This is a genomic window from Dyadobacter sandarakinus (genome assembly GCF_016894445.1).
Lineage (GTDB): Bacteria > Bacteroidota > Bacteroidia > Cytophagales > Spirosomataceae > Dyadobacter > Dyadobacter sandarakinus.
In genome coordinates this window covers 1,546,553-1,571,571 of record NZ_CP056775.1, presented here as the reverse complement: position 1 = coordinate 1,571,571, position 25,019 = coordinate 1,546,553, and the positions used below count along the sequence as shown (strand labels likewise).

Annotated in this window: 18 protein-coding genes; 13 read left to right on the top strand and 5 right to left on the bottom strand. The window is 52.5% G+C overall.

Going from position 1 to position 25,019, the window contains the following annotated elements; all coding sequences use genetic code 11:
• The first annotated feature begins 43 nt into the window (after nt 1-43).
• From HWI92_RS06245 to HWI92_RS06215, 7 genes are all read left to right on the top strand, one after another.
• Complete coding sequence (locus tag HWI92_RS06245) at nt 44-859, top strand: glycerophosphodiester phosphodiesterase (RefSeq protein WP_204661696.1); 816 nt, start codon at nt 44-46, stop codon at nt 857-859.
• Between the two features lie 80 nt (nt 860-939).
• Entirely contained in the window at nt 940-1,494 is a 555-nt protein-coding gene (locus HWI92_RS06240; protein ID WP_204661694.1) for an RNA polymerase sigma factor, read from the top strand.
• Between the two features lie 9 nt (nt 1,495-1,503).
• Nucleotides 1,504-2,514: a FecR family protein gene (locus HWI92_RS06235; protein WP_204661692.1), complete on the top strand. Its 1,011-nt coding sequence runs from the start codon at nt 1,504-1,506 to the stop codon at nt 2,512-2,514.
• A 112-nt stretch (nt 2,515-2,626) separates the two neighbouring features.
• Nucleotides 2,627-6,049: a SusC/RagA family TonB-linked outer membrane protein gene (locus HWI92_RS06230; RefSeq protein ID WP_204661690.1), complete on the top strand. Its 3,423-nt coding sequence runs from the start codon at nt 2,627-2,629 to the stop codon at nt 6,047-6,049.
• Nucleotides 6,050-6,079: 30 nt separating this feature from the next.
• Nucleotides 6,080-7,522 (top strand): RagB/SusD family nutrient uptake outer membrane protein, encoded by a 1,443-nt coding sequence (locus tag HWI92_RS06225; RefSeq protein WP_204661688.1) that lies wholly within the window; start codon nt 6,080-6,082, stop codon nt 7,520-7,522.
• Between the two features lie 81 nt (nt 7,523-7,603).
• Nucleotides 7,604-8,050 carry a hypothetical protein gene (locus HWI92_RS06220; RefSeq protein WP_204661686.1) on the top strand — a complete coding sequence of 149 codons (447 nt, stop codon included), beginning with the start codon at nt 7,604-7,606 and terminating at the stop codon, nt 8,048-8,050.
• A gap of 10 nt (nt 8,051-8,060) precedes the next feature.
• Entirely contained in the window at nt 8,061-11,588 is a 3,528-nt protein-coding gene (locus HWI92_RS06215) for a VCBS repeat-containing protein (protein WP_204661684.1), read from the top strand.
• Between the two features lie 3 nt (nt 11,589-11,591).
• On the opposite strand, the gene ligD is transcribed toward HWI92_RS06215, so the two are convergent.
• The gene (gene ligD, locus HWI92_RS06210; protein ID WP_204661682.1) at nt 11,592-14,324 is read right to left on the bottom strand and encodes a DNA ligase D; all 2,733 of its coding nucleotides are present in this window, start codon (nt 14,322-14,324) and stop codon (nt 11,592-11,594) included.
• 294 nt (nt 14,325-14,618) lie between these two features.
• Between ligD and HWI92_RS06205 the strand changes: the two genes are divergently transcribed.
• From HWI92_RS06205 to HWI92_RS06180, 6 genes are all read left to right on the top strand, one after another.
• A complete protein-coding gene (locus tag HWI92_RS06205; protein WP_204661680.1) occupies nt 14,619-14,969 on the top strand; it encodes a hypothetical protein in 351 nt (116 codons plus the stop codon).
• A gap of 60 nt (nt 14,970-15,029) precedes the next feature.
• Complete coding sequence (locus tag HWI92_RS06200; protein WP_204661678.1) at nt 15,030-16,430, top strand: ATP-binding protein; 1,401 nt, start codon at nt 15,030-15,032, stop codon at nt 16,428-16,430.
• Between the two features lie 36 nt (nt 16,431-16,466).
• Nucleotides 16,467-18,128: an NAD(P)/FAD-dependent oxidoreductase gene (locus tag HWI92_RS06195; protein WP_204661676.1), complete on the top strand. Its 1,662-nt coding sequence runs from the start codon at nt 16,467-16,469 to the stop codon at nt 18,126-18,128.
• Nucleotides 18,129-18,398, top strand: coding sequence for a UBP-type zinc finger domain-containing protein (locus HWI92_RS06190; protein ID WP_204661673.1), 270 nt, complete (start codon nt 18,129-18,131; stop codon nt 18,396-18,398).
• 187 nt (nt 18,399-18,585) lie between these two features.
• Entirely contained in the window at nt 18,586-19,011 is a 426-nt protein-coding gene (locus HWI92_RS06185; protein ID WP_204661671.1) for a response regulator, read from the top strand.
• Nucleotides 19,012-19,020: 9 nt separating this feature from the next.
• Complete coding sequence (locus tag HWI92_RS06180) at nt 19,021-20,358, top strand: sigma-54-dependent transcriptional regulator (protein ID WP_204661669.1); 1,338 nt, start codon at nt 19,021-19,023, stop codon at nt 20,356-20,358.
• A gap of 7 nt (nt 20,359-20,365) precedes the next feature.
• On the opposite strand, the gene HWI92_RS06175 is transcribed toward HWI92_RS06180, so the two are convergent.
• From HWI92_RS06175 to HWI92_RS06160, 4 genes are read right to left on the bottom strand one after another with little or no spacing between them, the layout of a single operon-like run.
• Nucleotides 20,366-21,316, bottom strand: coding sequence for an L-histidine N(alpha)-methyltransferase (locus HWI92_RS06175; protein ID WP_204661667.1), 951 nt, complete (start codon nt 21,314-21,316; stop codon nt 20,366-20,368).
• An 11-nt stretch (nt 21,317-21,327) separates the two neighbouring features.
• Nucleotides 21,328-22,485, bottom strand: coding sequence for an ergothioneine biosynthesis protein EgtB (gene egtB, locus HWI92_RS06170; RefSeq protein WP_204661664.1), 1,158 nt, complete (start codon nt 22,483-22,485; stop codon nt 21,328-21,330).
• Nucleotides 22,454-24,043, bottom strand: coding sequence for an ABC transporter permease/substrate-binding protein (locus HWI92_RS06165; RefSeq protein ID WP_204661662.1), 1,590 nt, complete (start codon nt 24,041-24,043; stop codon nt 22,454-22,456). Before HWI92_RS06165 ends, egtB begins: the two co-directional genes overlap by 32 nt.
• Nucleotides 24,043-25,011 carry an ABC transporter ATP-binding protein gene (locus tag HWI92_RS06160; protein ID WP_229248966.1) on the bottom strand — a complete coding sequence of 323 codons (969 nt, stop codon included), beginning with the start codon at nt 25,009-25,011 and terminating at the stop codon, nt 24,043-24,045. Before HWI92_RS06160 ends, HWI92_RS06165 begins: the two co-directional genes overlap by 1 nt.
• Nucleotides 25,012-25,019: the final 8 nt, after the last annotated feature.

Genomic DNA, 25,019 nt, shown 5'->3' with positions numbered 1-25,019 from the left:
GGGCGCGGCGCGGTACTTTTGGTACATCAACGTTAACCTTCTTATGAACGCCCGCCTGCTCTTCCAAGCTTTAAGAACCCTGCTGATGGGTATGCCAATGCTGCTGACGTCACCTGCGTGGACGCAGCCTGTTTCGTACTCCCTGATTGCCCATCGTGGCGGCGTCACAGGAGGTAAGTATACTGAAAACGGACTTCCTGCATTGGAAGAGGCTGCCAAAGAAGGTTATGCAATGATTGAAACAGACCTTCGCGTGACGGCTGACGGGGTCCTGATCGCGAACCATGATGCAGATTTCCGCAGGTTTTACGGCGTTGAGAAAAAAGTAACGGAAACCCGCTGGCAGGACATCAAAAAGCTGAAAAGCAGCCTCGACGGCAACTCCCCGCTACTCCTCGAAGATATCCTGAGCTACTGTCATACGCACAAGTTGGGTATCATGCTCGACAACAAGATTGCAGGTTTGGATACAATCCTTTTCAACAAAGTGATCGGCCTGCTGGATCGGTACGATCTCCGAAGCACCGCACTGATGATCGGTACGGATGAAAGTACTGCTTTTTTTACGGGTAAAATCAGGCTGAGCTGTTCACGTACCCAGCTCGAAGAGAACATGAAAAAGCCGGGCTACCGGGCGGCTGATTACTTTTTCTTTGAGAGGCCTGCCAGGCTGACGCAGGAAGATGTAACCTGGGCACGATCGAACGGTATCATGCTCGTTGCGGCTATTAACAAATTTCACTACAATCAATCCGGCGACATGCTGACCGATGCGGCAGCAGACTGCCGGCGTATGCTGACCTCCGGCGTATCCTGGTTCCAGATAGATTCAGATTTCCGGCATTTCTTCGAGCGCTGAATTTTTTTGTAAAAAAAAACAAAAATGCATTTAGGGAAACCCTGCACTGGATTGACTATACATCGCAACCCACTTCCTCAATGAGTAAATTTCTGACCGACGAACAACTCGTCTTACAGCTTCAGGAGAGTAGTAAACGAGCTTTTGAGCAGATTTACGAGCGTTACTGGTACAAGCTGTTCAGTATTTCCTACCATCAGGTAGGTTCAAGAGAAGAAGCGGAGGAGCTGGTTCACGACATTTTTGAAAGCCTGTGGAACCGCCGTGCCGAACTGACCATCAGGAACCTGGGTGCCTACCTGGTCATTGCCATGAAATACCGCATAACCAACTTTATCAAATCCCAGATTACCTGGCGCAGGTACCAGGAATATTTGATTCTGAACAAAATACAGGAAAGCTATGCGACCGACGAAATCGTCCAGTTTTCGGACCTGTCCAGGGCTGTGGATGAGGTGATGAGCAGGCTGCCGGAAAAAACAAGCCGCATTTTCCAGATGAGCCGTTTTGAAAACCGGTCGGTGCGGGACATTGCCGAAAACATGCACCTTTCCGAAAAAGCCGTCGAATACCACATCACCAAGTCGCTTAAAGCCTTGAAGGACAGTCTCTGGATGTACCAGTCCGAGAATTAAACGCACGCCATGAATCACTTCCACATTAACGAACTCATTTCAAAATACGTGAATGGTACCACCAATGCAGATGAAGATGCGCTGGTGGAGCAGTATCTCGAGAATAATCCGATGCCGGAAAATCACGACCTGATCGCCGAAAAGGATGAAATAGGAGCCCGGATCAGCAGGAAACTATACCGCAACACCATCCGCAAACCACTGTCGGTTTGGTGGCGCAATGCAGGGATCGCCGCGGCTGCCTGCCTCGCACTTACCGCCGGACTGGGTTGGTACTTCGGCAGCGGCAATGCAGGTTACGGGACCGTTCTGACGGCGCTCCTGCCGGATCAGCCGGAAGGGGTAGAGGTAAAAAATACATCGAGGAAGCCCCAGCGGCTGACGCTGGATGACGGGAGCGAGGTGACACTGCAGCCCGGCAGCCGGATCAGTTATCCCGAACGTTTCGGGTTAAAAAAGAGGGTGGTAAGCCTGCATGGAGAGGCGTTTTTCAAGGTAAAAAAGGACCCTTCAAAACCCTTTGTGGTCGCTACCGAAAACCTGGCGACCCAGGTACTGGGAACAAGCTTCAACGTGCGGTCCTATGATCGTTCGGGTTCCATTGAGGTGCAGGTCGCGACAGGGAGGGTGTCAGTATATGAAGTATCGGGCCGGAGCAATGCCAAAAGGAATGGGGTGATCCTCACGCCCAATCAGCGGATTGTTTTTGATAAACGTTCCCAGAAAATGGAGCTGGGGATTGTGAAGAATCCGATCGTCGTCCGGCCGCTTGCAAGCCGGCAGCACTTTGAATTTACCGAAAGCCCGGTAATCAATGCGCTCGATATGCTTGAAAAAACCTACGGGATCAGCATTGTAGTGGAAGGTAATATGCTGAGGAACTGCCTTTTCACCGGCGATCTGAACAACCTGCCGATGTTTGATCAGCTGAGCCTCATTTGCCGCTCGGTCAATGTGGACTATGAGCAGCGGGGTACCACCATTTTCATTGACGGGGAAGGCTGTCCGGGCAACATGTAACATTCATAAATGAGGTCAGATACAAGTCACCCGATCCAGCACGTGTGTGCCTTCCACCAGAAGGAAAAATTCTTTTCAGAGTCGTTCAATAACCACAAAAACCACTAGTTATATGCATAGAAAAATACCCATCAACCGGGCTGTTCACAAAATGATGAGCGCTTCTGCCAGACAACTTTTCATGGCATTGCTTTGCTGCGGTGTATCCATGGCGCGCGGCGTGTACAGCCAGGAACTGCTTACCCGGGAAATTTCCCTGAAAGCAGAGTCGCAGCAGATCAGGCTGATCCTGAAGCAGATCGAAAAGCAGGCGGATGTGAAATTCGTGTACAGTACCAACAGCATTCAAAGCAATGCAACCGCGCCGGCCAGGCAGTTTCAGGGATCGCTGGACAAAGTGCTCGACCAGCTGCTTACGCCCATGAACGTTTCCTATGAAGTAGTGGGAACAAGCCGGATTTTACTGCGAAAAAAGGACGAGGCTCGGTCGGTGCCCCTGACAGGGGCCGGTACGATACGGGGCACTACCGACAGGACCATTAAAGGAAGGGTAACCGATGATAAAGGGGAAGGTTTGCCCGGCGTAAACGTACTCATTGTAGGCACCCAGCAGGGAACTTCCACCAATGAAGCAGGCGACTACACCCTGAACGTGCCCGAAGGCAATGTGACCCTGCGCTTTTCATTCATCGGTTTTGTGAGCCAGGATGCCGTGGCAGGCAGCAGCGCGGAGCTGAATATCAGCCTGGCGCCGGATGTAAGTGCACTGAAAGAAGTGGTGGTGGTAGGATATGGTACCCAGGAGAAAAAAGATGTAACCGGAGCTGTGTCGTCCGTAAAAGGTGCTGATTTCCAAAACCTGCCCTCAGGCGGGGCCCAGCAGGCGCTGCAGGGACGTGCGGCGGGTGTCAACATCATCCGTAATGGTGGCGCACCCGGTGATGCAGGCAGCATCCAGATCCGCGGTTTTGGTACCGTCAATAACTCCGACCCGCTGGTGGTGATCGACGGCATTCCGTCAGGGACCATGAACGACATCAATCCTAATGATATTGAATCCATTGAAATCCTGAAAGATGCTTCGGCATCGGCCATTTATGGTACCCGGGCTGCAAATGGAGTTATTATTGTGACCACAAAACGCGGTGCTTTCGACCGGCCGATCTCATTGTCTGTAAACGGATATGCAGGTGTTACCAACCGTATCAAGATCGTGAATGTGCTGGATGCACCTACATATGCAGCGCTCAAAAGGGAAGCGTACACCAATGATGGCCTGCCTGTACCATCGATCTGGCAGGATCCCCAGTACCAGACCCAGCGCACCAACTGGCAGGAGGAGCTCCTGAAGCAGGGTGTTACGCAAAACTACGATGCTTCCATACGCGGCGGCGGCAAATACTCTTCATTCTCGATCTCGGGAGGGTATTATAATGAAAAGGGTATCATCGGAAAGTCGTATTACAAACGCTACACTTTCCGCGTGAGCTCGGATCATAAGATAGGGAACAGGCTGAAAATCGGGCAGAACCTGCAATTTACCAATACCAACAGTACTGCCCCCAATACAACCTCGTCCCAGACCGGCCTGTTATGGACTGCAATCCGCTTCCATCCCGGCCTGCCGGTGCGCAATGCCGATGGTTCGTACAGTACCACCAAGGGGATCGGTGCATTCGGGGACATCAATAACCCGGTATTTACCGTAGACATGCAGGATCAGAACAGTGCCAGGAACCGTTTTCTGGGTAGTGTGACGGGAGAATTCGAGCTGGCCAAGGGGTTGAAAGTACGCGCCAACCTGGCCATGGACGCTACGTTTTCGGAAAACTACGTTTTTGACGTGAAGGTTGATGACCAATTCCGGACCAACTCCTATAACGAGCTGAACCTGACCCACGGGAAGTACTGGTCGTTTCTGCAGGAATATTTCGTTTCCTACGACAAGCAGTTCGGTAATCATAACCTCAGCCTGGTAGGCGGGTATACTTCCCAGACCTTCAATAACCTGGTAGCCCGGCAGCGGGGCAGGGACTTTGCGAGCGAAGATCCCACATTGCGGTACCTTCAGTATGCGGGAACGATCGTATCCGTGGCCGGGGAAGACGGCAACCGCAGCTATGATGCACTTGCATCGGTATTTGGCCGCGCCAATTATTCCTTCAGGGACCGGTACCTGGTGACTGCCACTTTCCGTTCGGACGGTTCGTCAAAGTTTGCGCCTGATAACCGCTGGGGCTATTTTCCGGCATTTTCATTAGGTTGGAGACTCTCGGAGGAAGACTTTATCAAGAATACGCTTCCTGTCATCAGCAACCTGAAACTCACCGGCGGCTGGGGCCAGCTTGGCAACCAGAATGTGGCTTCCCTTCAGTACCTTGCGCTGATCAATTCTTCGTACCGCTACGCCCTGGGTACCGGCGGAACGCAGAACAATGTTTCGGGAGCAGCACAAAGCCGGCTCGCGAATACGCGGATAGGGTGGGAAACTGCCGAGATGAGCAATTTCGGGATCGAAGCCGGACTCTGGAAAAACAGTCTTTACTTCTCGGCCAACTATTTTATCAAGAATACCAAAAAGATGCTGCTGGCACCGCCTTCTGTCGGCACCAACGGCACTGCGCAGATTCCGGACCAGAACATTGGTCAGCTGCGCAACAAAGGTCTTGAAATAGAAGCATCGTACCGGCGCACCGTAGGTCAGGTGACCTTCAACCTGAGCGGAAATGCCACATTTATCCAAAACAAGATCACACGACTCGCTACGCCGGGCGGCTTCCTGGCAACACAGCTGTACGGCCGCGGGCAGCAGGAGATCGTGCGAACTTACGAGGGGCAGCCTTATGGTACCTTTTATGGCTACCGGACTGCCGGTATTTACCAGAACCAGGGTGAGATCGACTCGGACCCGAACATTGCCAACGATTCACGCAAGACCGGCGGGCAGATCAAGCCGGGCGATGTGCGGTTTGTGGACCTGAACGGGGACGGGATCGTGGATGATGACGACCGCACGATCATCGGGAGTCCGCAGCCGAAGATCAATTACGGGTTCAATGCAGGGCTGAACTACAAGGGATTTGACTTTACGGTGTTTTTTGTTGGCGTAGGCGGAAACAAAATTTACAATGCAGACCGCATGCAGGGCCTGGATGCAAGTTATTCCTTCAACCTGTATGCCGATGCAGCCAACCGCTGGAACAAAGAGGGGTCGAGCAATACCATTCCAAGGGTGAGCATCGACAATGCGAACCGCAACTTCCGTCCGTCGGATCTGTTTGTGGAAAACGGCGATTTTCTGAGGTTGAAAAACTTTACGCTTGGCTACTCGGTGCCTAAAACGCTGCTGGAAAAAGTCAAGCTTACCCAGGCGCGGTTCTACGTCACAGGGCAGAACATTTTCACTTTTACCAAATACTCGGGTATCAATCCTGAGCTCGGTTATGTGAGTGACAGCGGCAAGCAGCTGAACGTGGATTACGCACAGTACCCACTGGCTCGCACCTGGACGATCGGCGCTACCTTATCATTCTGAAACCTGGCGGATTTTATTTGAAATACGAAGATGAAAAAGACTTATATACTCGCCGGAATGTTTTTTCTGGCCATGCTGACAAGCTGTAATGACGACCTGCTGGACAGTATTCCCTACGGTCAGGTGACCTCGCAGCAATACTGGCGTAATGGTGACGACGTAGTAGCTGCTACCAATGCCATTTATGCGCCTCTGCTTAATGAAGACGGTTTCGCCCATACGGAATATACCTTCGACAACTGCTCCGACGATATGAACCGGGCGGGTGACCATTCGGACGAAACATCGCTTGAAATGTTCACTTTCGATGCTTCAAACTCGCATATCCTGGCTACCTGGGCGACCAAGTACGAGGTAATTTCCCGTGCAAATGCGGTGCTCATCAATGCACCGAAGGTGAATATGGACGAAACGCTCCGCAACCGCAGCCTGGGTGAAGCCTATTTTCTCCGCGGGTTCATCTACTGGCGGCTCTCCCTGATCTACGGCGAGGTACCGATCCTTACCGAGCAGGATGTGCTGGATCAAAAGTACAACAAGCCGAAGTCGACCCTGGCCGAGGTACGTGCGCAGGCAGAGTCGGACTTCCTGAAAGCGGCCTCGCTGCTGCCGGTGGCGCATGATGCTGCGGAAGCAGGCAGGGCCACGCAGGGTTCGGCGTATGGTTTCCTCACCAAATTGTACGTGTACCAGGAAAACTGGCCCAAGGCAATCGAAGCAGGCACCAAAGTGATCGGCAATGCAGCTTACAAGCTGTCCGGCAACTACCGCGAAAATTTCGAGGTAGTTACTGAAAACAATCCCGAAGTGCTGTTTGCGCTGCAATATGAAACCGGCTGGACGACAGATAACTCGCCCACTTTTTACCACACGCCGCAGACTTTTGGCGGCTGGGGATTTCACGAGCCGATTGAGGACCTGGTGGATGAGTTTGAAACCAATGATCCGCGCAGGGCTTATTCCATTTACAGTCCGGGCGACAAGGTGGAAAGAGGCACCGCCGGTACCACTACCTTTGAAGCAAACATGACGCGTGTAACCGGGTATGCATTCAAAAAATACACGGCATTTACCGCCTCGGGTGATATGAGCCAGAGTTTGAATGCCCCCTTCCTGCGCTCCTCGGACGTGTACCTGCTCGTAGCCGAGGCCAAAATCCGGTCAGGTGCAAATGGTGATACGGAACTGAATGCCGTGCGCACGCGCGCCGGTCTGCCGAAAAAGACCAGTGCCAAGATGGCCGACATCATGCACGAGCGCCGGGTAGAACTCGCCGGCGAAAACGAGCGTCACCAGGATCTGCTGCGCTGGGACAAAGCCGGGTTGATCGACATTGCAGCACATTACCGCATCCCGCGCGGGCCGTACAAGCCTGCCCGCAACTTTGTGAAACCCAAGCACTACTACTTTCCACTTCCGCAGCGTGAGGTGGATCTGAGCAATGGGGTGCTGGTTCAAAATCCTAATTATTGATCGTTTACAGCGGCTCCGGTTTTTACAGGCCGGGGCCGTTTTTCTTTTTTGTAAAAAAATAAGATATTACCCCTACCGGTCTTGAAGCGTATTGTCTGTATAAAATGGAAAGGAGTACTAATGCTGGTGATTGGTGCTTTGTGCGTGAGCCGGTGCAATGTGCCTGTAGCTATGCAGGAGCGCGCGCTCGAAGGAGCCTGGCAAACCGACTCGATCCAGAATATCGTCAACGGATTCAGTTACACCAATAATTCTTTCGATGAGCACTGGTCGACGTTTGAGTACCATGCAGACGGCGTGCTCACCGAGCGGAAAAAAGATAAATTCAGAAATTACCGCTACCAGCTGCCTGCAAAAGACTCGCTCGTGTACACCGATTCGCTTGGCAACCACATGAGCGCATTCCGGATTCTGAGACTGGACAGCCGGCAGCTCGTGCTGAAAAAGGCACAAAAGCCTTATCTTCCCGGAAAAAACCAGGTACTCTTTGAAGTCAGGTTTTTTTCAAGAATCAATAAAGAAAAATGAACCCTCGCGCATGAACCACGGCCGCGAACTTGCCTGTATTTTCCTGATGATCTTCCTGGCGGCATGCAGCCGCCGACAGCCGGATACCCTTTTTGAACTCCTGCCGGCAGACGAAACAAACGTTCACTTTGCCAATAACCTGCGCGAAGACGACCGCCTCAACATCCTTACCTACGAGTACTTTTACAATGGGGGAGGTGTGGGCGCCGGTGACTTCAATAATGATGGTCTGACCGACCTGGTATTTGGCGGCAACATGACCGAAAGCCGCATTTACCTGAACCGCACCAAGCCCGGAGAAAGCATTCATTTTGAAGACATTACGGAGACTTCGGGTATTAAAGTTCCGGGCGGCTGGGCGAGGGGCATTGCGCTGGTGGATATCAATGCGGATGGTTACCAGGACATTTATATTTCGCGCTCAGGTCCTGCGCGTGCAGGTGCATTGCCCAACCTGCTTTTCATCAACCAGCGTAACAATACCTTCAAAGAGCAGGGAGCGGCTTACGGGCTTGATTTCCGGGGCAATACCACACAAGCCGCTTTTTTCGACTACGACCGGGACGGTAACCTGGATGTGTACCTGGTTACCAATGTGATGAACCGCAATGGTCCCAACAACATCCGGAAAAAAGTAACGGACGGCTCTTCTCCCAATGCTGATCGTCTTTTCCGCAACAATGGAAATCTGACGTTCACAAACGTATCGGCCAAAGCCGGGATCCTCGAAGAAGGGTATGGACTAGGTATTTCTGTGGTGGATGTGAATGCCGACGGCTGGACGGATGTATATGTTTCCAATGACTACGTTTCCAATGATCTGCTGTACATCAACCAGCAGGATGGTACATTTAAGAACGAGATAGCGTCCGCTTTCCGGCATCAGAGCTACTCGGCGATGGGCAATGATGCTGCCGATATCGACAATGACGGCATGGTCGATATCATCACCATGGACATGCTGCCGGAAGGCAACGAGCGCCGCAAGAACATGTTCGGGCTGATGAACTACGACCGGCATTTGTCGGAACTCCGGATGGGGTACGAGCCGCAGTTTATGCGCAATACTTTGCAGCATAACAATGGCAACAGGCCGGGTAGCAGCCATCCTTTTTTCAGTGAGACGGGGCGGTACTCCGGGGTGCAGGCGACAGACTGGAGTTGGAGCGCGCTCCTGGCCGACTACGATAATGACGGGTTTCGTGATCTGATGATCACAAACGGGTACCCGCGGGATATTACCAACCGTGACTTTGTAATGTACCGCATGGCCGAGTACCAGCAGCGGCGGGGACCGGCAGGCGAGCGCAGGCTTGCGGAGGCACTGAAAAAAGTGCCCGGCGCCCATGTACCCAACTACCTGTTTGCCAGCAACCATGACCTGACATTTACAAACCGATCGGCCGAGTGGGGCTTTGACCGCCCTTCATTTTCCAACGGAGCCGTGTATGCAGACCTGGACAATGATGGCGACCTGGACCTTATTACCAATAATATTGACGAAGAAGCATTCATTTATCAAAACCATTCAGACAAAAAGCCCGACCGCCGTTTTCTGACATTCAAGCTCCGGGGTACGCCGCTGAACCCTTATGGCTTTGGGGCAAAAATTTGGGTTTACAGCGGTGGAAATATGCAGTATGCCGAGCACTCGCCCTACCGCGGTTACCAGTCGTCGGTAGGGAACGATATCCATTTTGGAATGGGTAAAGCGGAAACAGCTGATTCGGTCAGGATCGTGTGGCCCGATGCACGTATGCAGGTACTGGTAAATGTAAAGACCAATCAGAAGCTGCAACTGGAATACAGCCGCGCGACAGCTGCATACAATACTCCATCGCCCGGAGCGGCCACGTTGTTTGCGCCTGACACCATTTCCGGCATTGACTTTACCCACAAAGACCCCCTTTACATTGACTTCAAAATTCAGCCGCTGCTGCCACACCTGCTTTCCCAGAATGGTCCCGGCATTGCAGTAGGAGACATCAACGGCGACGGACTAGAAGATTGCTACATCGGCGGGGCATTCAACCAGTCGGGTACATTTTATGTGCAGGACGAAAAGCAGCATTTCAAGGCACAGGTACTTACTACCGGCACGAAATACGAGGAGGATATGGGCTCGCTGCTTTTTGATGCCGACGGTGATGGGGATCTGGACTTGTACGTGGTGAGCGGAAGCAGCGAGTTTGCACCGGGGTCGCCCTACTACCAGGATCGGTTGTATACCAATGATGGGAAAGGGCACTTTACGCCTAACCCGAATGCATTGCCCGCGACCCTGGGCAGCGGGTCATCTGTAAATGCGGCTGACTTTGACCATGACGGTGATCTGGATCTTTTTGTGGGAGGGCGGCTTGCTCCGGGCCAGTATCCCATGCCGGGCGAAAGTTACCTGCTCAGGAATGATGGCGGGACTTTTTCCGACGTGACCGACCAGGTTTGTCCGGAACTCCGCAATCTGGGTATGGTCGCTGCTGCATTGTGGACCGACTTTGACCAGGACGGGCTTACCGACCTCATCGTAACCGGAGAGTGGATGCCCATTGTTTTTTTTAAAAATGAAGATGGAAAGCTTGAAAATGTAAGCAGCCAAACCGGTCTCGCACAAACCCACGGATGGTGGAACAGCCTCGCAGGAGCCGACTTTGATGAAGACGGAGACGTGGATTATATTGTCGGGAATGTGGGACTAAATACCGAGGGACATCCTTCCGTCAACAGGCCCGTCACGATGTTCGCCAAGGATTTTGACGGGAGCGGCACCATGGATCCGGTACTCTGCCGGTACTATGGCAATGAACTTTACCCGGTACACCCCCGGGACGAAATGACCAGCCAGATGAACTTCCTGAAAAAGCGCTTCGTCTACTATGCCGATTATTCGAAAGCGGGCATCAAAGATGTGTTTAAGCCTGGGGAAATGAAGGGTGCTACCCGGCTGGTCTGTGAAGTCATGGAATCCGTCATGCTAGTCAACCAGGGTCAGGGTAAGTTCGTCATGCAGAAACTGCCTGCCCCGGCCCAGCTGGGAACAATTTACGGCCTGGCCACCGGCGATTTCAACCATGACGGGCATCAGGATATTTTGATGACGGGCAACAGCTATGCAACGGAGTCGATCAGCGGGCGCCTGGACGCATTCAGCGGTCTGGTACTGGCTGGCGATGGCCGCAGCCATTTCCGGGCTTTGTCGCCCGGCGAAAGTGGTTTTCTGGTCGAGGGGGATGCCAAAGGCCTTGCCACACTCCGGCTTCCTGACGGTGCCACGCTTGCGCTCGCCGCCCAGAACAATGATCGTATGCTGACATACAGGCTGCCGGCAGCACCGGCAGGAAGGATCGTGCCCGTGCTGCCCGGCGATGTGGCAATCGATGTGGTGTATAGCGATGGGCGCAAGCAGCGCGCGGAACTGTACTATGGCTCGGGCTATCTTTCCCAATCCACCCGGGTTCCGGTCGTTTCAGCTACCGGGCTGCAAAGCATTACCATCACCGGTTTTGACCGAAAAAAACGAAAGGTAGACCTGGATCAATAGCGCCTAGCCCGCGTTATTACCCTCCATTTTACTAATCACAGCTGTAAGATCAATGCCCGGGCCGAGGACCGGTGTGAACAGGTCGCCTTCGCTTTTGATACGATCCATCGCATTAAGAATGGTAAAATCGCGCAATTGCAAGCCATGCTTCACCTCATCCCAATGCAGCGGCATGGACACTGTCGCTCCTGGCTTCGGCCGAACCGAGTACGGTGCCGCCAGTGTCGCTTTCGGACGGTTCTGCAGATAGTCGATGTACAGCTTGCCTTTCCGGTTTTTGGTCATGCGCTCAATGCTTGTAAATGTATCCAGCTCCTGCTGTGCCTGACTGGCAATCCAGTTTGCAAATAGCTGGCATTGGTCATAGTCATACTGCGCACCCAGCGGAATGTAAATGTGCAGTCCGGTCGAACCCGATGTCTTGCAATAGCTCGGGACTTTGAGGTCGTCCAGGAGGTGTTTGATCGTCTGGGCGGTGGTGATTACCTGCTCAAATGTGTTGCTGGTGTCAGGATCGAGGTCGAGGAGGCACCAGTCGGGATGATCGGGTTTTTCAATGCGGCTGTTCCAGGGATTGACGTCGATCGCGCCAAGGTTGGCCATATACAGGAGGGTAGCCTCATCATTGCATACCATAAAGTTCTTTTCCTCTTCCTCATCATTCGCGTGGTAGGGCGTGGTTTTGATCCAGGAAGGTACCTTGCCGGTTACGTCTTTCTGGTAAAAACTTTTACCATGAATGCCATTTGGAAACCGGTTGAGGGACAGTGGCCGGTCTTTCAGGTAGGGCAAAATGTAGGGCGCCACCTGGTAGTAGTAGTTCAGCAGATCTCGCTTCGTCAGATTGTCCTCCGGCCAGAAAACCTTCCCCAGATTTGAGAATTTGAGCTCCTGCCCGTTCACTTTTCTCACCTGGCTGTCGTCTTTGGGATTGAGCAAGGTTTTGCGTGAGCTCGCAGCCGGTTTTTCGATGATCGGTTTGAATTGTGCTGCCGCTGGCTGCGCTTCGGCCTGCTCCACAGCCTTGCCGGTAGGTTCCTCCACCTCACGCACCACCTCGGCGGCCTTCTTGTCCTCCCGCATTCCCTCAAACGAAGGGTGCCTGAAAACACCATCTGAAGTAACTTCCGTAAAGCTCACCTCACATACCAGCTCCGGTTTGAGCCAGGTAGCATTGGCACCGGGCGGGTTGGGGCGGAACCGGGAGGGTTTGTTGTAATCCGGCATTTTATCGAAGGGACTTTCGGGTGTAAACAGCGGTTCAAACAGCGCCATCATTTCCCGCTGCTGCTTGTCGCGGAAACCGGTTCCGACTTTGCCTACGTACATTAGTCTCCCGTCGTCATACACCCCCAGCAGGAGCGAGCTGAACAGTTTCGAAGTCCCTTTATTTTGCGTAAAACCACATATAATTACCTCCTGACGCTTGTTCACTTTGATTTTTAGCCAATCGCGGGTACGCAGTCCGGCCTGGTACGGGCTGTCGGAACGCTTGGCAATAATACCTTCAAGCCCCATCTTACGTGCCGCTTCATAGAAAGACGTACCCTCTGCGGTCACACTGTACCCCACCCGGATCAATCCATCGGCAGGCACCAGGCTTTGAAGGATCTGCTTGCGCTCAGAAAGGGGCAGGTTGGTCAGGTCTTTTCCATCCAGCCACAGCAGGTCAAACACATAGTACAGCAAGTTGCCGTCGGCTTCGCTGCGCCAGTTTTGCAATGCACCAAAATCCGAGTGACCATCCTCCTTCACCACGACAATTTCCCCGTCTACCACGGCCTCAATGTTCCAGGTTTTCAGCTGATCGAAAATGGGATAGAACTTTTCGTCAAAGGATTTCTTATTGCGCGATTGCAGCGAGACGGTACCTTTGTGCATATACGCCAGCGCACGGTAACCATCCCATTTTACTTCATATTCCCATCCCGGATCGTCAAAAGGCTCATTCACGAGCGTAGCCAGCATGGGCACAATGCCTTCCGGAAACTTACTTTTTTTTCCTTTTTTCAAAATGTCCGCCCGATCTTCCCCGGACTGCTCGGGAGTCGGTTCGGCAGGCTGCTCTTTTACCGCTTCGGGTGCTGCTGCTTCCTTTTTTGCCTTTTTGCTCTTCTTCTCCTTGTCGCCTTTTTCGTCATCTTCACCATACACATGTTCCGGATCGGCCTCAATACTTTCGAGCGTTTTACGCGATAATACCGAGCGGTCCTGCCCGGTAATGTCCTCCTTGGATGCGTATTCATCCCTGTGCTTGATCAGCAGCCAGGCATTTTCGTCCATGCCCTTTGTTTTCACCAATGCAAATTCACCATGGAGTTTCTTCCCGTTCATCCTGAACTTCAGTGAACCCGCCTGCAGGCCTGCGAGCAGTATCCGTTCCCGGTCCTTTCTGGTTTTGGCCTCCTCGAGCGGCTCATACGTGCCCGTATCCCACACCATCACGGTACCAGCCCCATAGTTTCCTTCCGGGATAATGCCTTCAAAGTTTTTGTAGTCGTAAGGGTGGTCTTCCACCATCATGGCGAGTCTTTTCACGGCGGGGTCCATGGATGGCCCTTTGGGTACAGCCCAGCTTTTCAATACTCCTTCCATTTCGAGGCGGAAGTCGTAATGCAGGCGGGTCGCATCGTGTTTCTGAATGACGAAGATCAGGTCTCCGGCGTTGGATTTACCGCCCTCGGGTTCAGGCGTTTCGTCGAATTTGCGTTTCTCCTTGTACTTGGTGAGGCTCATATCCGATGTGCTTAATGGTGATTAAACAGGGCGTCAGGCAGGCATTCTGATTTCTGACGGCATTCAGCAGGTACCATTTCCGTGCCAGATCAGGCATGTGAATGCCGGACGAACAGATATCAAATCCTGCATTCCTGTCCTACCATTGTCCGTCTTCGGGGAGTCCACATGTACCTGGCGGGAGCATGCTGCGCTTTACGGCAGGTGCCACTTTCGGCAGTGTGTTGCGGGAATGGTTTTTTATCTAAGATAAACAAGGAAAATAGGTTTCTATCTGATTTAAATACGTCTGTAATGAGTGTAATTGATATTTTGAGCGAGCAGGATGATACGCTTGGTACTGCGGAAGACCTTCGGGAGGAGATCGTTGTAGACGTAGCGGTGCAGGAAGTTTCGGGCAGTCTGGTGAAGATCGAATTTGAAACTTCTGTCGGCTTGTGCCGGGGACATTATATCAGCAGCGAGCTCGGGCATGAAGAAATCCACCTGGACGAAGCTTCGCTGGACATTCTTCAGCGCCTTTTCCCCGTCTGCAATGGTGCGTTCATGCACCAGGTCAACCGCGATTGGGTGGAGATCAGCCTGGCTGAGCCTATGCATGGCTTGCCCGAGTACAAAATTTACAGCCGCGTAGTTACAGGCTAAGACCCGCGTTTTTTCCGGGAATATCCCGATATTGAAGCATTGACTTCAACAAATGCTTCAATGAAGGACGTAACAGTACAAGAGCTGCAAAGCATGGAAGTTTTCCGGGATGTTCCGGGCGACCAGCTGCAATGGATGATCGACAGAAGCCGGCACTACGAGCTGGAAGAAAGGCAATATCTTTCCGGACCTGGCGACCCGCTCGTCGGTACCCACGTCGTTATCTCGGGGCATATCGAGCTTTTCCGGCTGCAGAGTAATTCCAAGCACATCATTTCGGAGTTTGTGCCGGGCAACGTGACCGGTATGCTGCCTTTTTCGCGCGGAAAAACGGGCATTGCCTATGCACAATGCACAGCCAGTACGCAGCTGATGACTTTCCCCGGCGAGCAGCTCCGCGAGCTGGTCGTCACCAATTACGAGCTCACACAGGCGCTGGTGACGGTGATGACCTCACGCGTACGGGAATACACCGAGCTCGAACAGCAGAATGAAAAAATGATGGCGCTCGGGAAGCTCTCCGCAGGCCTCGCGCATGAGCTGAATAATCCGGCCGCGGCTCTGGTGCGCGGCTCTGCCCTGCTGAAAAAACACCTTCAGTTACAGCCGGATGCATTCCGGAAGCTGATCTCGATCCATTTATCCAAAGAAGAGATTGAAATTATCAATGAAAAGATGTTCGCGATCCTGTCCGGATCTTCTCAGCCTGTACTTTCCATGATGCAGCGGTCCGAGCGTGAAGACGAAATCCTCGACTGGCTCGACTCCAACCAGATTGCGGAGTGCGACTACATGGCTGAAAACATAGTCGAATTCGGAATTACCGAGCAGGACCTTGAAGAGTTGAAAAGCAAGATCAACAAAAATGATTTTTCACCCGTATTGTTCTGGATTAATCTGAACCTCACGACCGAGCGGATGGTCACGGACATACACGAGTCGTCGCGCCGCATTGCCGAGCTGGTAGGGTCCGTGAAGCGGTTTACGCACATGGACCGCGGCGGTGAAAAAGAGCTGACAGACATTCATTCAGGTATTCAGAATACCCTTACAATGCTGAATTACAAGATCAAAAAAGGCAATGTAAAGCTGGTGAGGGAGTTCGATAACACCCTGCCTCCGATCAAAGCCATGGTGGGCGAACTCAACCAGGTCTGGACCAACCTGATCGACAATGCGGTGGATGCATTGGAAAACCAGCCTGATCCACAGCTTACCATCAGCACACGGCGTGAAAAGGAATTTATCAAAGTATCGGTTTGCGACAATGGTCCCGGAATTCCCGAGGAGATCCGCACGCGCATCTTCGATCCCTTTTTCACGACCAAAGCCATCGGCCAGGGAACCGGCCTGGGACTGGACGTGGTATGCCGCATTGTGAAGCAGCATCATGGCTCGGTAACCCTGCAGTCGAAGCCGGGCCAAACCGAATTTCTGGTTTGTTTCCCCATTAATGGATAAATTGTCCGCCTTTCCCACTCCATAATCAATGCCCTCATGGCTTTGCCCATTATTTTTTCCATTGACGACGATGCCCAGGTGCTGCGGGCGATCAGCCGCGATCTGAAAGCCCACTACCGCGACCGGTACCGCGTGCTGAGCACGACATCGGTGCAGGAAGCCCTCGACAGCCTGCTCGACCTTCAGAATAAAGGAGAGGAGGTTGCCATTTTTGTTTCTGACCAAAGAATGCCCGAAATGCAGGGCGTTGATTTCCTGCAGAAGGCAATGATGTTTTTCCCTGATGCAAAAAGAGTACTGCTGACTGCCTACTCGGATACCGAGGCGGCGATCAAGGCGATCAACGATGTGCAGCTCGACTATTACCTCATGAAGCCCTGGGATCCGCCCGAAGAAAAGCTTTATCCTGCCATCGACGAGCTGCTGAATGACTGGGAAGGAAGTTACCGGCCTACGTTCAGGGGTATTAAAGTGATAGGTTATCAATTTTCACCTAAGTCCCACGAGATAAAGGATTTCCTGGCAAGTAATCTGGTGCCTTATGCATGGCTTGATGCGGAATTCAGCGATGCCGGCAAGCAGATCGCCGCCACAAACAGTCTATGCCCGGTCGATTTTCCTGCCATTATTTTCGAAGACGGATCACTGCTTAAAACGCCTTCGCTGATCGATGTGGCAACGCACATTGGTTTGAATGCCAAGGTCAAGCAGCAGATCTACGATGTCATTATCATTGGTGCAGGCCCTGCCGGCCTGGCAGCTTCGGTGTATGGGGCTTCGGAAGGTTTGAGTACCTTACTGATCGAGCGGAAGGCGCCTGGTGGTCAGGCAGGTACAAGTTCAAGAATTGAAAACTACCTCGGTTTTCCCACGGGTCTGAGCGGTGCCGAGCTCACCCGGCGTGCGCTGATGCAGGCCACGCGCTTTGGTACCGAGTTCCTGTCCCCGCAGATTGTCCAGGAAATTCGTCTGAAAGACAGTTACAAGACAATCGTGCTGGCCGACGGGAGTGAGATCAACGGAAAAGCGGTAGTGATTACCACCGGGGTCGACTACCGCAAGCTGGAAACGAAAGGAATCGAGGAGTATACCGGCATGGGCATTTACTATGGCGCTGCGAGCACAGAAGCGAGTTCCTGCGGCAACAAGGACGCCTACGTGCTGGGCGGCGGCAACTCGGCGGGTCAGGCTGCCATGTACCTTTCCAAGTTTGCAAGAAATGTGTATATCCTGATCCGGAAAACCGACCTGACCTCCTCCATGTCGTCGTACCTGATAGACCAGATCAAAGGTACCGAGAACATTACCGTGCTGGGTTGTACCGAGATCGTGGAGGCGAGCGGTGACGGCCATCTTGAAACGCTCAGGCTGGTAGACCTGAATACCGGCGAGCAGCGCGACGTTCCCGCCGATGCATTGTTTATCTTTATCGGCGCACGCCCCTTTACGGACTGGATCGGGTTGGAGATCATCAAAAATAACAAGGGTTTTATAGAGACGGGGCGTGAAATGAAATCGCATCACCGGTTCAGGCAGATCTGGAAAATGGATCGTGACCCGTACCTGCTCGAAACCAGCTCGCCAGGCATATTTGCGGCCGGCGACGTGCGCGCGGGTGCTATGAACCGCGTGACCTCAGCAGTAGGCGAGGGCTCTATGGCCATCAGTTTTGTTCATCAATATTTAAGTGAAGTATAAATGGAAGGAGTTTGTGAGCATATCAATGCATTGGAGACTGTACGGCAGCCGGCAGAGCTCATTTGTGAAGAATGTGTAAAAACCGACGGCAGCTGGGTGCACTTGCGCACCTGCCAGACCTGTGGCGTCACCCTGTGCTGCGACAGCTCGCCGTCCAAGCACATGACCAAACATTTTCACCGTTCAGGCCATCCTGTGGTGATTTCGGCTGAGCCTGGCGAGCGGTGGCTCTGGTGCTATAAAGACGAGTCTTTTGTAGCGTATGAATAAAGCAAGTTCCTGGGAACGTTCCCGGGGCTTGTTGCTGAAAAGGCTTTCCATGCCTTTCCGATGGTGCGGGTTCTCAGGTTTGCATTTAAAAAATTAAAAGACAGCGGCCGCACAATGCACAGAAGCAAATTGCTAATAGTTTGAATATGTTGGATATTTGTAACGGATTGAACTAACAATACTAAGAATGTCCAGAAGAGGGCCAATTATTTCAATTGAAGACGACGTTGACGATCAGTTTTTAATCAAAAGTATTATCGAGGAGCTGGAAATCCCTAACCCGGTCATCTTCCTTGAGAACGGCATGGAAGCACTGATATTTTTGGAAACTACTCAGGAGCAGCCATTCCTCATTATGTGCGACATCAATATGCCGGTTATGAACGGTCTCGAACTGCGCGACAGAATTGAACGGAACGAGTACCTGAAAAAAAAGGCGATCCCGTTTATTTTCCTGACCACAGCGGACGATCCGCGCGTGATCAATCTTGCCTACGATGATACCATACAGGGGTTTTTCAAAAAAGAAACCAACTTTACCGAGCTGAAAAGCCGTTTTCAGGTTATTTATCAGTACTGGCAGAGCTGCCTGCACCCCAATACCTTCGCGTGATCTGCCGGCATGAGTAAAATTCTGGTTATTGACGACGAAGACAAGCTCCGCGGGCTCATTGCGCGGGTAATTTCCCTGGAAGGTTTTCAGACCCTCGAAGCGGCTGACATCAAAACAGCCTGGAAAAAGCTGGAACAATCGGATATTGACGTGGTACTCTGCGACGTAAAGCTGCCCGACGGACATGGCGTGACGTTCGTGAAAGACCTCAAAGCGAAATACCCGTCCATTGAAGCGGTACTGCTGACAGCCTACGGAAATATAGAAGACGGCGTTCAGGCGATTAAAAACGGCGCTTTCGACTACATTACCAAAGGAGACGACAACAACAAAATCATTCCGCTGCTGCACCGCGCCATGGAAAAGGCCGAGCTGAACAAGCGCGTGATCAACCTTGAAAAGCAGCTCGGGCAAAAGCATTCCTTTGATGCAATCATCGGAAAGTCGCGGAAGCTGCTGGCAAGTGTAGACCTTGCGCGGAGAGTAGCACCCACAGACACAACCGTCCTGCTGCTGGGTGAAACCGGCACCGGGAAAGAGGTTTTTGCACAATCCATTCATCAGGGCAGCGGGCGCGCTAAAAAGCCTTTTGTGGCTGTGAATTGTTCAGCATTTGGAAAAGACCTGCTCGAAAGCGAGATGTTCGGGCACAAGGCAGGTGCATTTACAGGTGCTTTGCGCGACAAAAAAGGGTTGTTTGAAGAAGCCAGTGCAGGCACCATTTTCCTGGATGAAATCGGCGAACTTGCGCATGAGCTCCAAGCCAAGCTGTTGCGCGTGCTGGAAACCGGCGAGTTCCTCAAAATCGGGGATACGCAGCCTACCCGTGTAAATGTCCGCGTGATTGCTGCTACGAACCGCGACCTGCAGAAAGAAATCGAAAAAGGAGAATTCCGGAGTGATCTGTACTACCGGCTTTCTGTATTTCAAATTACAATTCCCGCCCTGCGTGAAAGAACTTCCGACATTGCCAGCCTGGCAAGCAGCTTTGCAGCACAGTTTTCGCTGAAAGCCAACCGGAAGATCGCATCCCTCAGCGAAGCGTACATTTCGGCATTGGAGCATTATCCGTGGCCCGGAAACATCCGCGAGCTCAAAAATGTGATTGAGCGAAGCGTCATTCTTACAGACGGACCCGTACTCGACGTGCAAAGTCTGCCCTACGAGCTTACACAGCCAGCCGCACGCGACCACAAGGGCATGTCTGCATTTTCCATGTCCAGCGCTGAGAAAATCCATCTTCAGAAAGTACTCAACTACACCCAGGGCAACAAGGCGGAGGCAGCCCGCCTGCTCGAAATCGGGATTGCGACGTTGTACCGGAAAATAGAAGAGTACAAGCTGTGAATGCTGCTTACATGCTGTTTTTTACCCAAAGACTATCGGTAAAGTAATGCCTGCAATCCAGGAAATGCTCCACAACACCATACCCGGTTGCCGCGGCTACCGCCTCAATTTCAGGAAGGGTGTACTTCCGCGAAAGTTCCGTCGAGATCAGCTCATTGGCTTCAAAATCATAGCATTTATCCATGCGCGACAGGTGTATCCTTTGCTTCGCAAGACTGACCAGGTAACTTCTTACCTCCCCGTTTACGGGATTGTAAAATGAGTAAAAGTCAAACTGGCTGGTAACGATGTTGCCGCCAAGTTCCCGGTTCATCCTGTGCAGCAGGTTCATGTTAAACCTTTTGGTGATTCCGGCAGGATCGTCGTAGGCATTGCGGATCAGGGCAGGATTCTTGCGCAGGTCGAACCCTGTCAGCAACTTGTCACCGGGCTTCATACTTTTACCAAATGCCCGCATGAGGTCATGCACCTCGGCGTCTTCATAGTTACCGATATTTCCTCCCAAAAACAGGAACAGGCTGGGCGTATCATCCCCGGCAAGGGTTTCGAGCACTGAAAAGTAGTTGCCCACTACTGACCGGATTTTCAGCTGCGGCAAATGCTGCAGCATGCTGGCTTCCAGCTCGTCAATCGCTTTCCTGGAAATATCAATGGGCATATAGGAAAATGCAGCGTCCTGATCAATCAGCTTTTTAAGCAGCTGCCGGGTCTTCATGCCGTCACCCGCTCCGAATTCAACGATATTAAAGGGTTGCTGAAAATCCAGCTTTGCAATGATCTTGTCACTTTGCATGGAAAGAATCTCAAACTCGGACCGGGTAGGGTAGTACTCGGGCATTTGCATGATCTCCTGGAAAATAACGCTGCCTGCATCGTCGTAAAAGTATCGGGACGAGATATACTTCTGCGCGGCAGAAAGGCCCGTATGAATGTCACGGGCGAAGGTAGAATCTGACATAGTGGGTTTTGTTATCGGGCCAAACGGATGCCGGTATACTGCCAGCGTTCGTGGGCGTGAAAAAAGTTGCGGTAAGTAAATCGGCTGTGTCCAGGTGACGTAGCCACCGAGGCTCCTCTCAGTACCATCTGGTTGATCATAAACTTACCATTGTACTCGCCCACCGCTCCCGGTGCCTTGCTGAATCCGGGGTATGGAAGATATGCGCTGTTGGTCCACTCCCAGCGTAGCCCCCACGGAATGGTTTGCGACGCAATCTCCCATTCAAATTCGGTAGGCAGGCGCATGCCTTTCCACTGGGCATAAGCGGAGGCCTCGTAGAAGCTGATATGCGCAACCGGTGCCTCAGGGTTGATCTTTTTGAACCCGTCGAGGGTGTAGTAGTACCATTCACCGTCCTGCCGGTACCAGTACATGGGCGCGGCAATATTGCTGTGCGTGACCCACGACCAACCTTCGTCCATCCAGAGGTTGAAGTCGCGGTAGCCGCCTGCATTGATAAAATCAATGTACTCTGCATTGGTCACCAGCGCCCGGCTGATCTCGAACGAATGGAGGTACACCTTGTGGCGGCCCAGCTCATTGTCGAAACAAAATCCCGGTCCCTCATGACCTATCTCATATACACCCTCCGGAATTTGCTCCCAACCGGTAGCCGGGTTGGTGCCGTCTACCAGGTTGCAGCCCGGCCTGTATACAGGAAAAAGCGGGTTGTGGCCCAGAATGTACTTGATATCGGTAACCAGCAGTTCCTGGTGCTGCTGCTCGTGGTGCAGCCCGAGCTCTACCATTGCCAGTGCGGCAGGATCGGCGAGCTCGTCGAGCAGTTCGAGCATCTGGGCGTCCACGTATTTGCGATAGGCGTACACATTCCGGGTGGTGGGGCGTGTAACATTTCCCCTGTCGGTACGGATGGTACGTTCGCCTATGTTGTTGTAATAACTGTTAAAAAGGTAGTTGAAATCGGGATCGTATACTTTGTAGTTCGGGACCAGGTTTTTCAGTATAAATGTTTCAAAAAACCATGTAGAATGCGCCAGGTGCCACTTTGGCGGACTTACAAATGCAACGGGCTGGGGTACGTAGTCTTCGGTTTCAAGAGGTTCGCAGATTTGTTCGGAGTAAGTTCGTACACGGCTATAAGCCTGACCGATCTCTGTGGTTGTCATTCGATGCATATTGTTTAAGATCCGATATCGTATTCAGCTTAAAGGATTGTGCCTGTTTTCGGCGCATCATCAGCGCATATGCATTGTTGAACCCGATCGGGCGCAGCCACTGCAGCTGGTACTGCCTTGAAAACTCATTTTTGACATATTCAAATACCTTGTCCCGGTCTCCCATGACCCTGGCGAGCTCGGCAGGCCGGGGTTTCAGGATCACCAGAAGGCCTGTGCCGGTATACTCGGGATAGAGGTCAATCTCTCCGTTTGTCAAGGCATCAAAGCAGATCTTGGTACCGCCCAGTCCCGTCTTGGTGACTACCTGAAGGTCTGTGTACCCTTCAATCAGCATTTTGTACATAGCCGCCAGGGTGTACTGTTCACCAAAAATCTTCGACCCGATCCTGATTTGCCCTGCATGGCCGGAGCGTGCCGGTTTCAGTAGTCCTTTTGACCGCAGGAAGTCACGTGCTACCTGTTCAGGCGCCTGTTTTTTGACGTCGGTACGGTAGTTCAGCTCTGTCATCGTGGCGTCATCAATCTGCCCCGAGAGCATTTCGAGGACGGGTTGCAGCCCGGGATATTTTTTCAAAACAGCTGTACGCACCAGCGGGGCAGCATAATAGGGAGGGAAAATATGCTGGTCGTCTTCCAATGTCACAAGATCGTATGCTTTGAGGCGACCATCCGTACTATACCCGCTGATCACGTCGAGCTTCTTTTCGTAGGCTGCCTTGTACATGACGGCGTCACTGATGACGACGACGGGAATCGCGAGGCCATATTTACTTTTCAGGCCCAGGTACCCGTCTTCCCGGCCCATGAACTCCGGCGTGAACCCGCCCAGCAATCCACTTCCCGAATAAGGGAGCAGGTAGCAGGAGGAGAGAATCAGCAGCAAAGCCGGCAGCGCTGCCGCCACAAGCCGGGATTTGCGGATATTCATCTGCTGCAAATGCGATAGCAGGAAGTCAAAAAGAATGGCCAGCAAAGCTGCGGGTATGGCTCCTGCCAGGATCATATTGGTGTTGTTCAATGCAATTCCGCCGAAGATGAACTCACCCAGGCCTCCCGCCGCTATATACGCCGCCAGCGTGGCTACGCCTACATTGATCACGGTCGCCGTGCGGATACCCGCCAGGATTACAGGCAGTGCCAGCGGAATCTCAACGCGCGTGAGGATCTGGCGGCTGGTCATACCCAGTCCCCGCGCCGATTCGGTAATTGCGGGATCAATGCCCGTAATGCCCGTGTACGTGTTCCGGATGATGGGCAGGAGGGCGTAGAGGAACAAGGCCGTGATGGCGGGCAACATGCCTATGCCGAGTAATGGTATCATAAATCCCAGCAACGCGATGCTCGGGACTGTCTGCAATATGCCAGCTATGCCAAGGATGATCCAGGCAAGTTTCTGGCAGCGCGCGATCAGGATGCCGAGCGGCAGTCCTACCAGCACGGCTGTGAACAGTGAAATGGAAGTAAGGCCGACGTGCGCCAGTACCTGGTCCCACAGCTTGTCGGACTGCTGCTGCATAAACTGCCAGAGTGTTTGCGTTTCTTCCATCAATATTCATTTTTGATACGACTGTAAGCCTCGAGAATGTGCGAAAACGTAAGCCCTCTTACATCTTTGCCTGCGGGATCAGCCACCTGTACAGCAGCACTTTCCCTGCCGGAGAGTACATCCAGCGCATCCCAGAGACTGCTGGCAATGCTTAGCTTTGAAGTAGTCGATCCTTCTCCCGGTGGTAATTGCTGCCAGATATCGCGCAAGCTGAGCGCACTCAGTTCGAGCATATAGCGCTGGTGATCAAAGAAATTTGCAACAAATGCATTTGCGGGGTCAAACATCAGGTCATGTGCACTTCCAGCCTGGACAATGCGTCCTTCATGCATGAGGCAAATCGTATTGCCAAGTGCAAAAGCCTCCTGTATGTCGTGCGTGACGAGCACAATGGTTTTGCTTTTTACCTGCTGTATGGCCAGAAATTCATTCCTGACAGCAATCCGGGTCACGGGATCGAGCGCGCCGAAAGGTTCGTCCATCAGCAGGAGCGGTGGCTCCGCCACAAGTGCCCGCGCCAGTGCAACCCTTTGCTTTTGGCCGCCGCTGAGCTCGTCGGGGTACTTGCTGCCGTACATGTCAGACGGGAGCCGGAGCTGTTCGAGCCAGTGACCTGTCTTACGGGCAGTCTCAGCCTTGTTCCACCCGGCAAGTCCGGGCACAATGCCAATGTTTTCAGCAACAGTGTAATGCGGAAATAATCCGTGGTGCTGGGATACGTAGCCAATGCTGCGCCGGAGCTCCTCGCGATTGCGCGTTCTGATATCCCGACCGTCGATGGTGATCGTCCCGGACGTAGCATCGATCAGCCTGTTGAGCATTTTAAGCGTTGTGGTTTTCCCGCATCCGCTGGTGCCCAGCAGCACCATGATCTCGCCCGCTTTTACTTCAAAGGAAACGTTTTCCACTGCGGCCATCAGGCCAAAATGCTTGCTGACGTTGTCGGCAACGATCATGCTGGAAGCCATGCATCTGT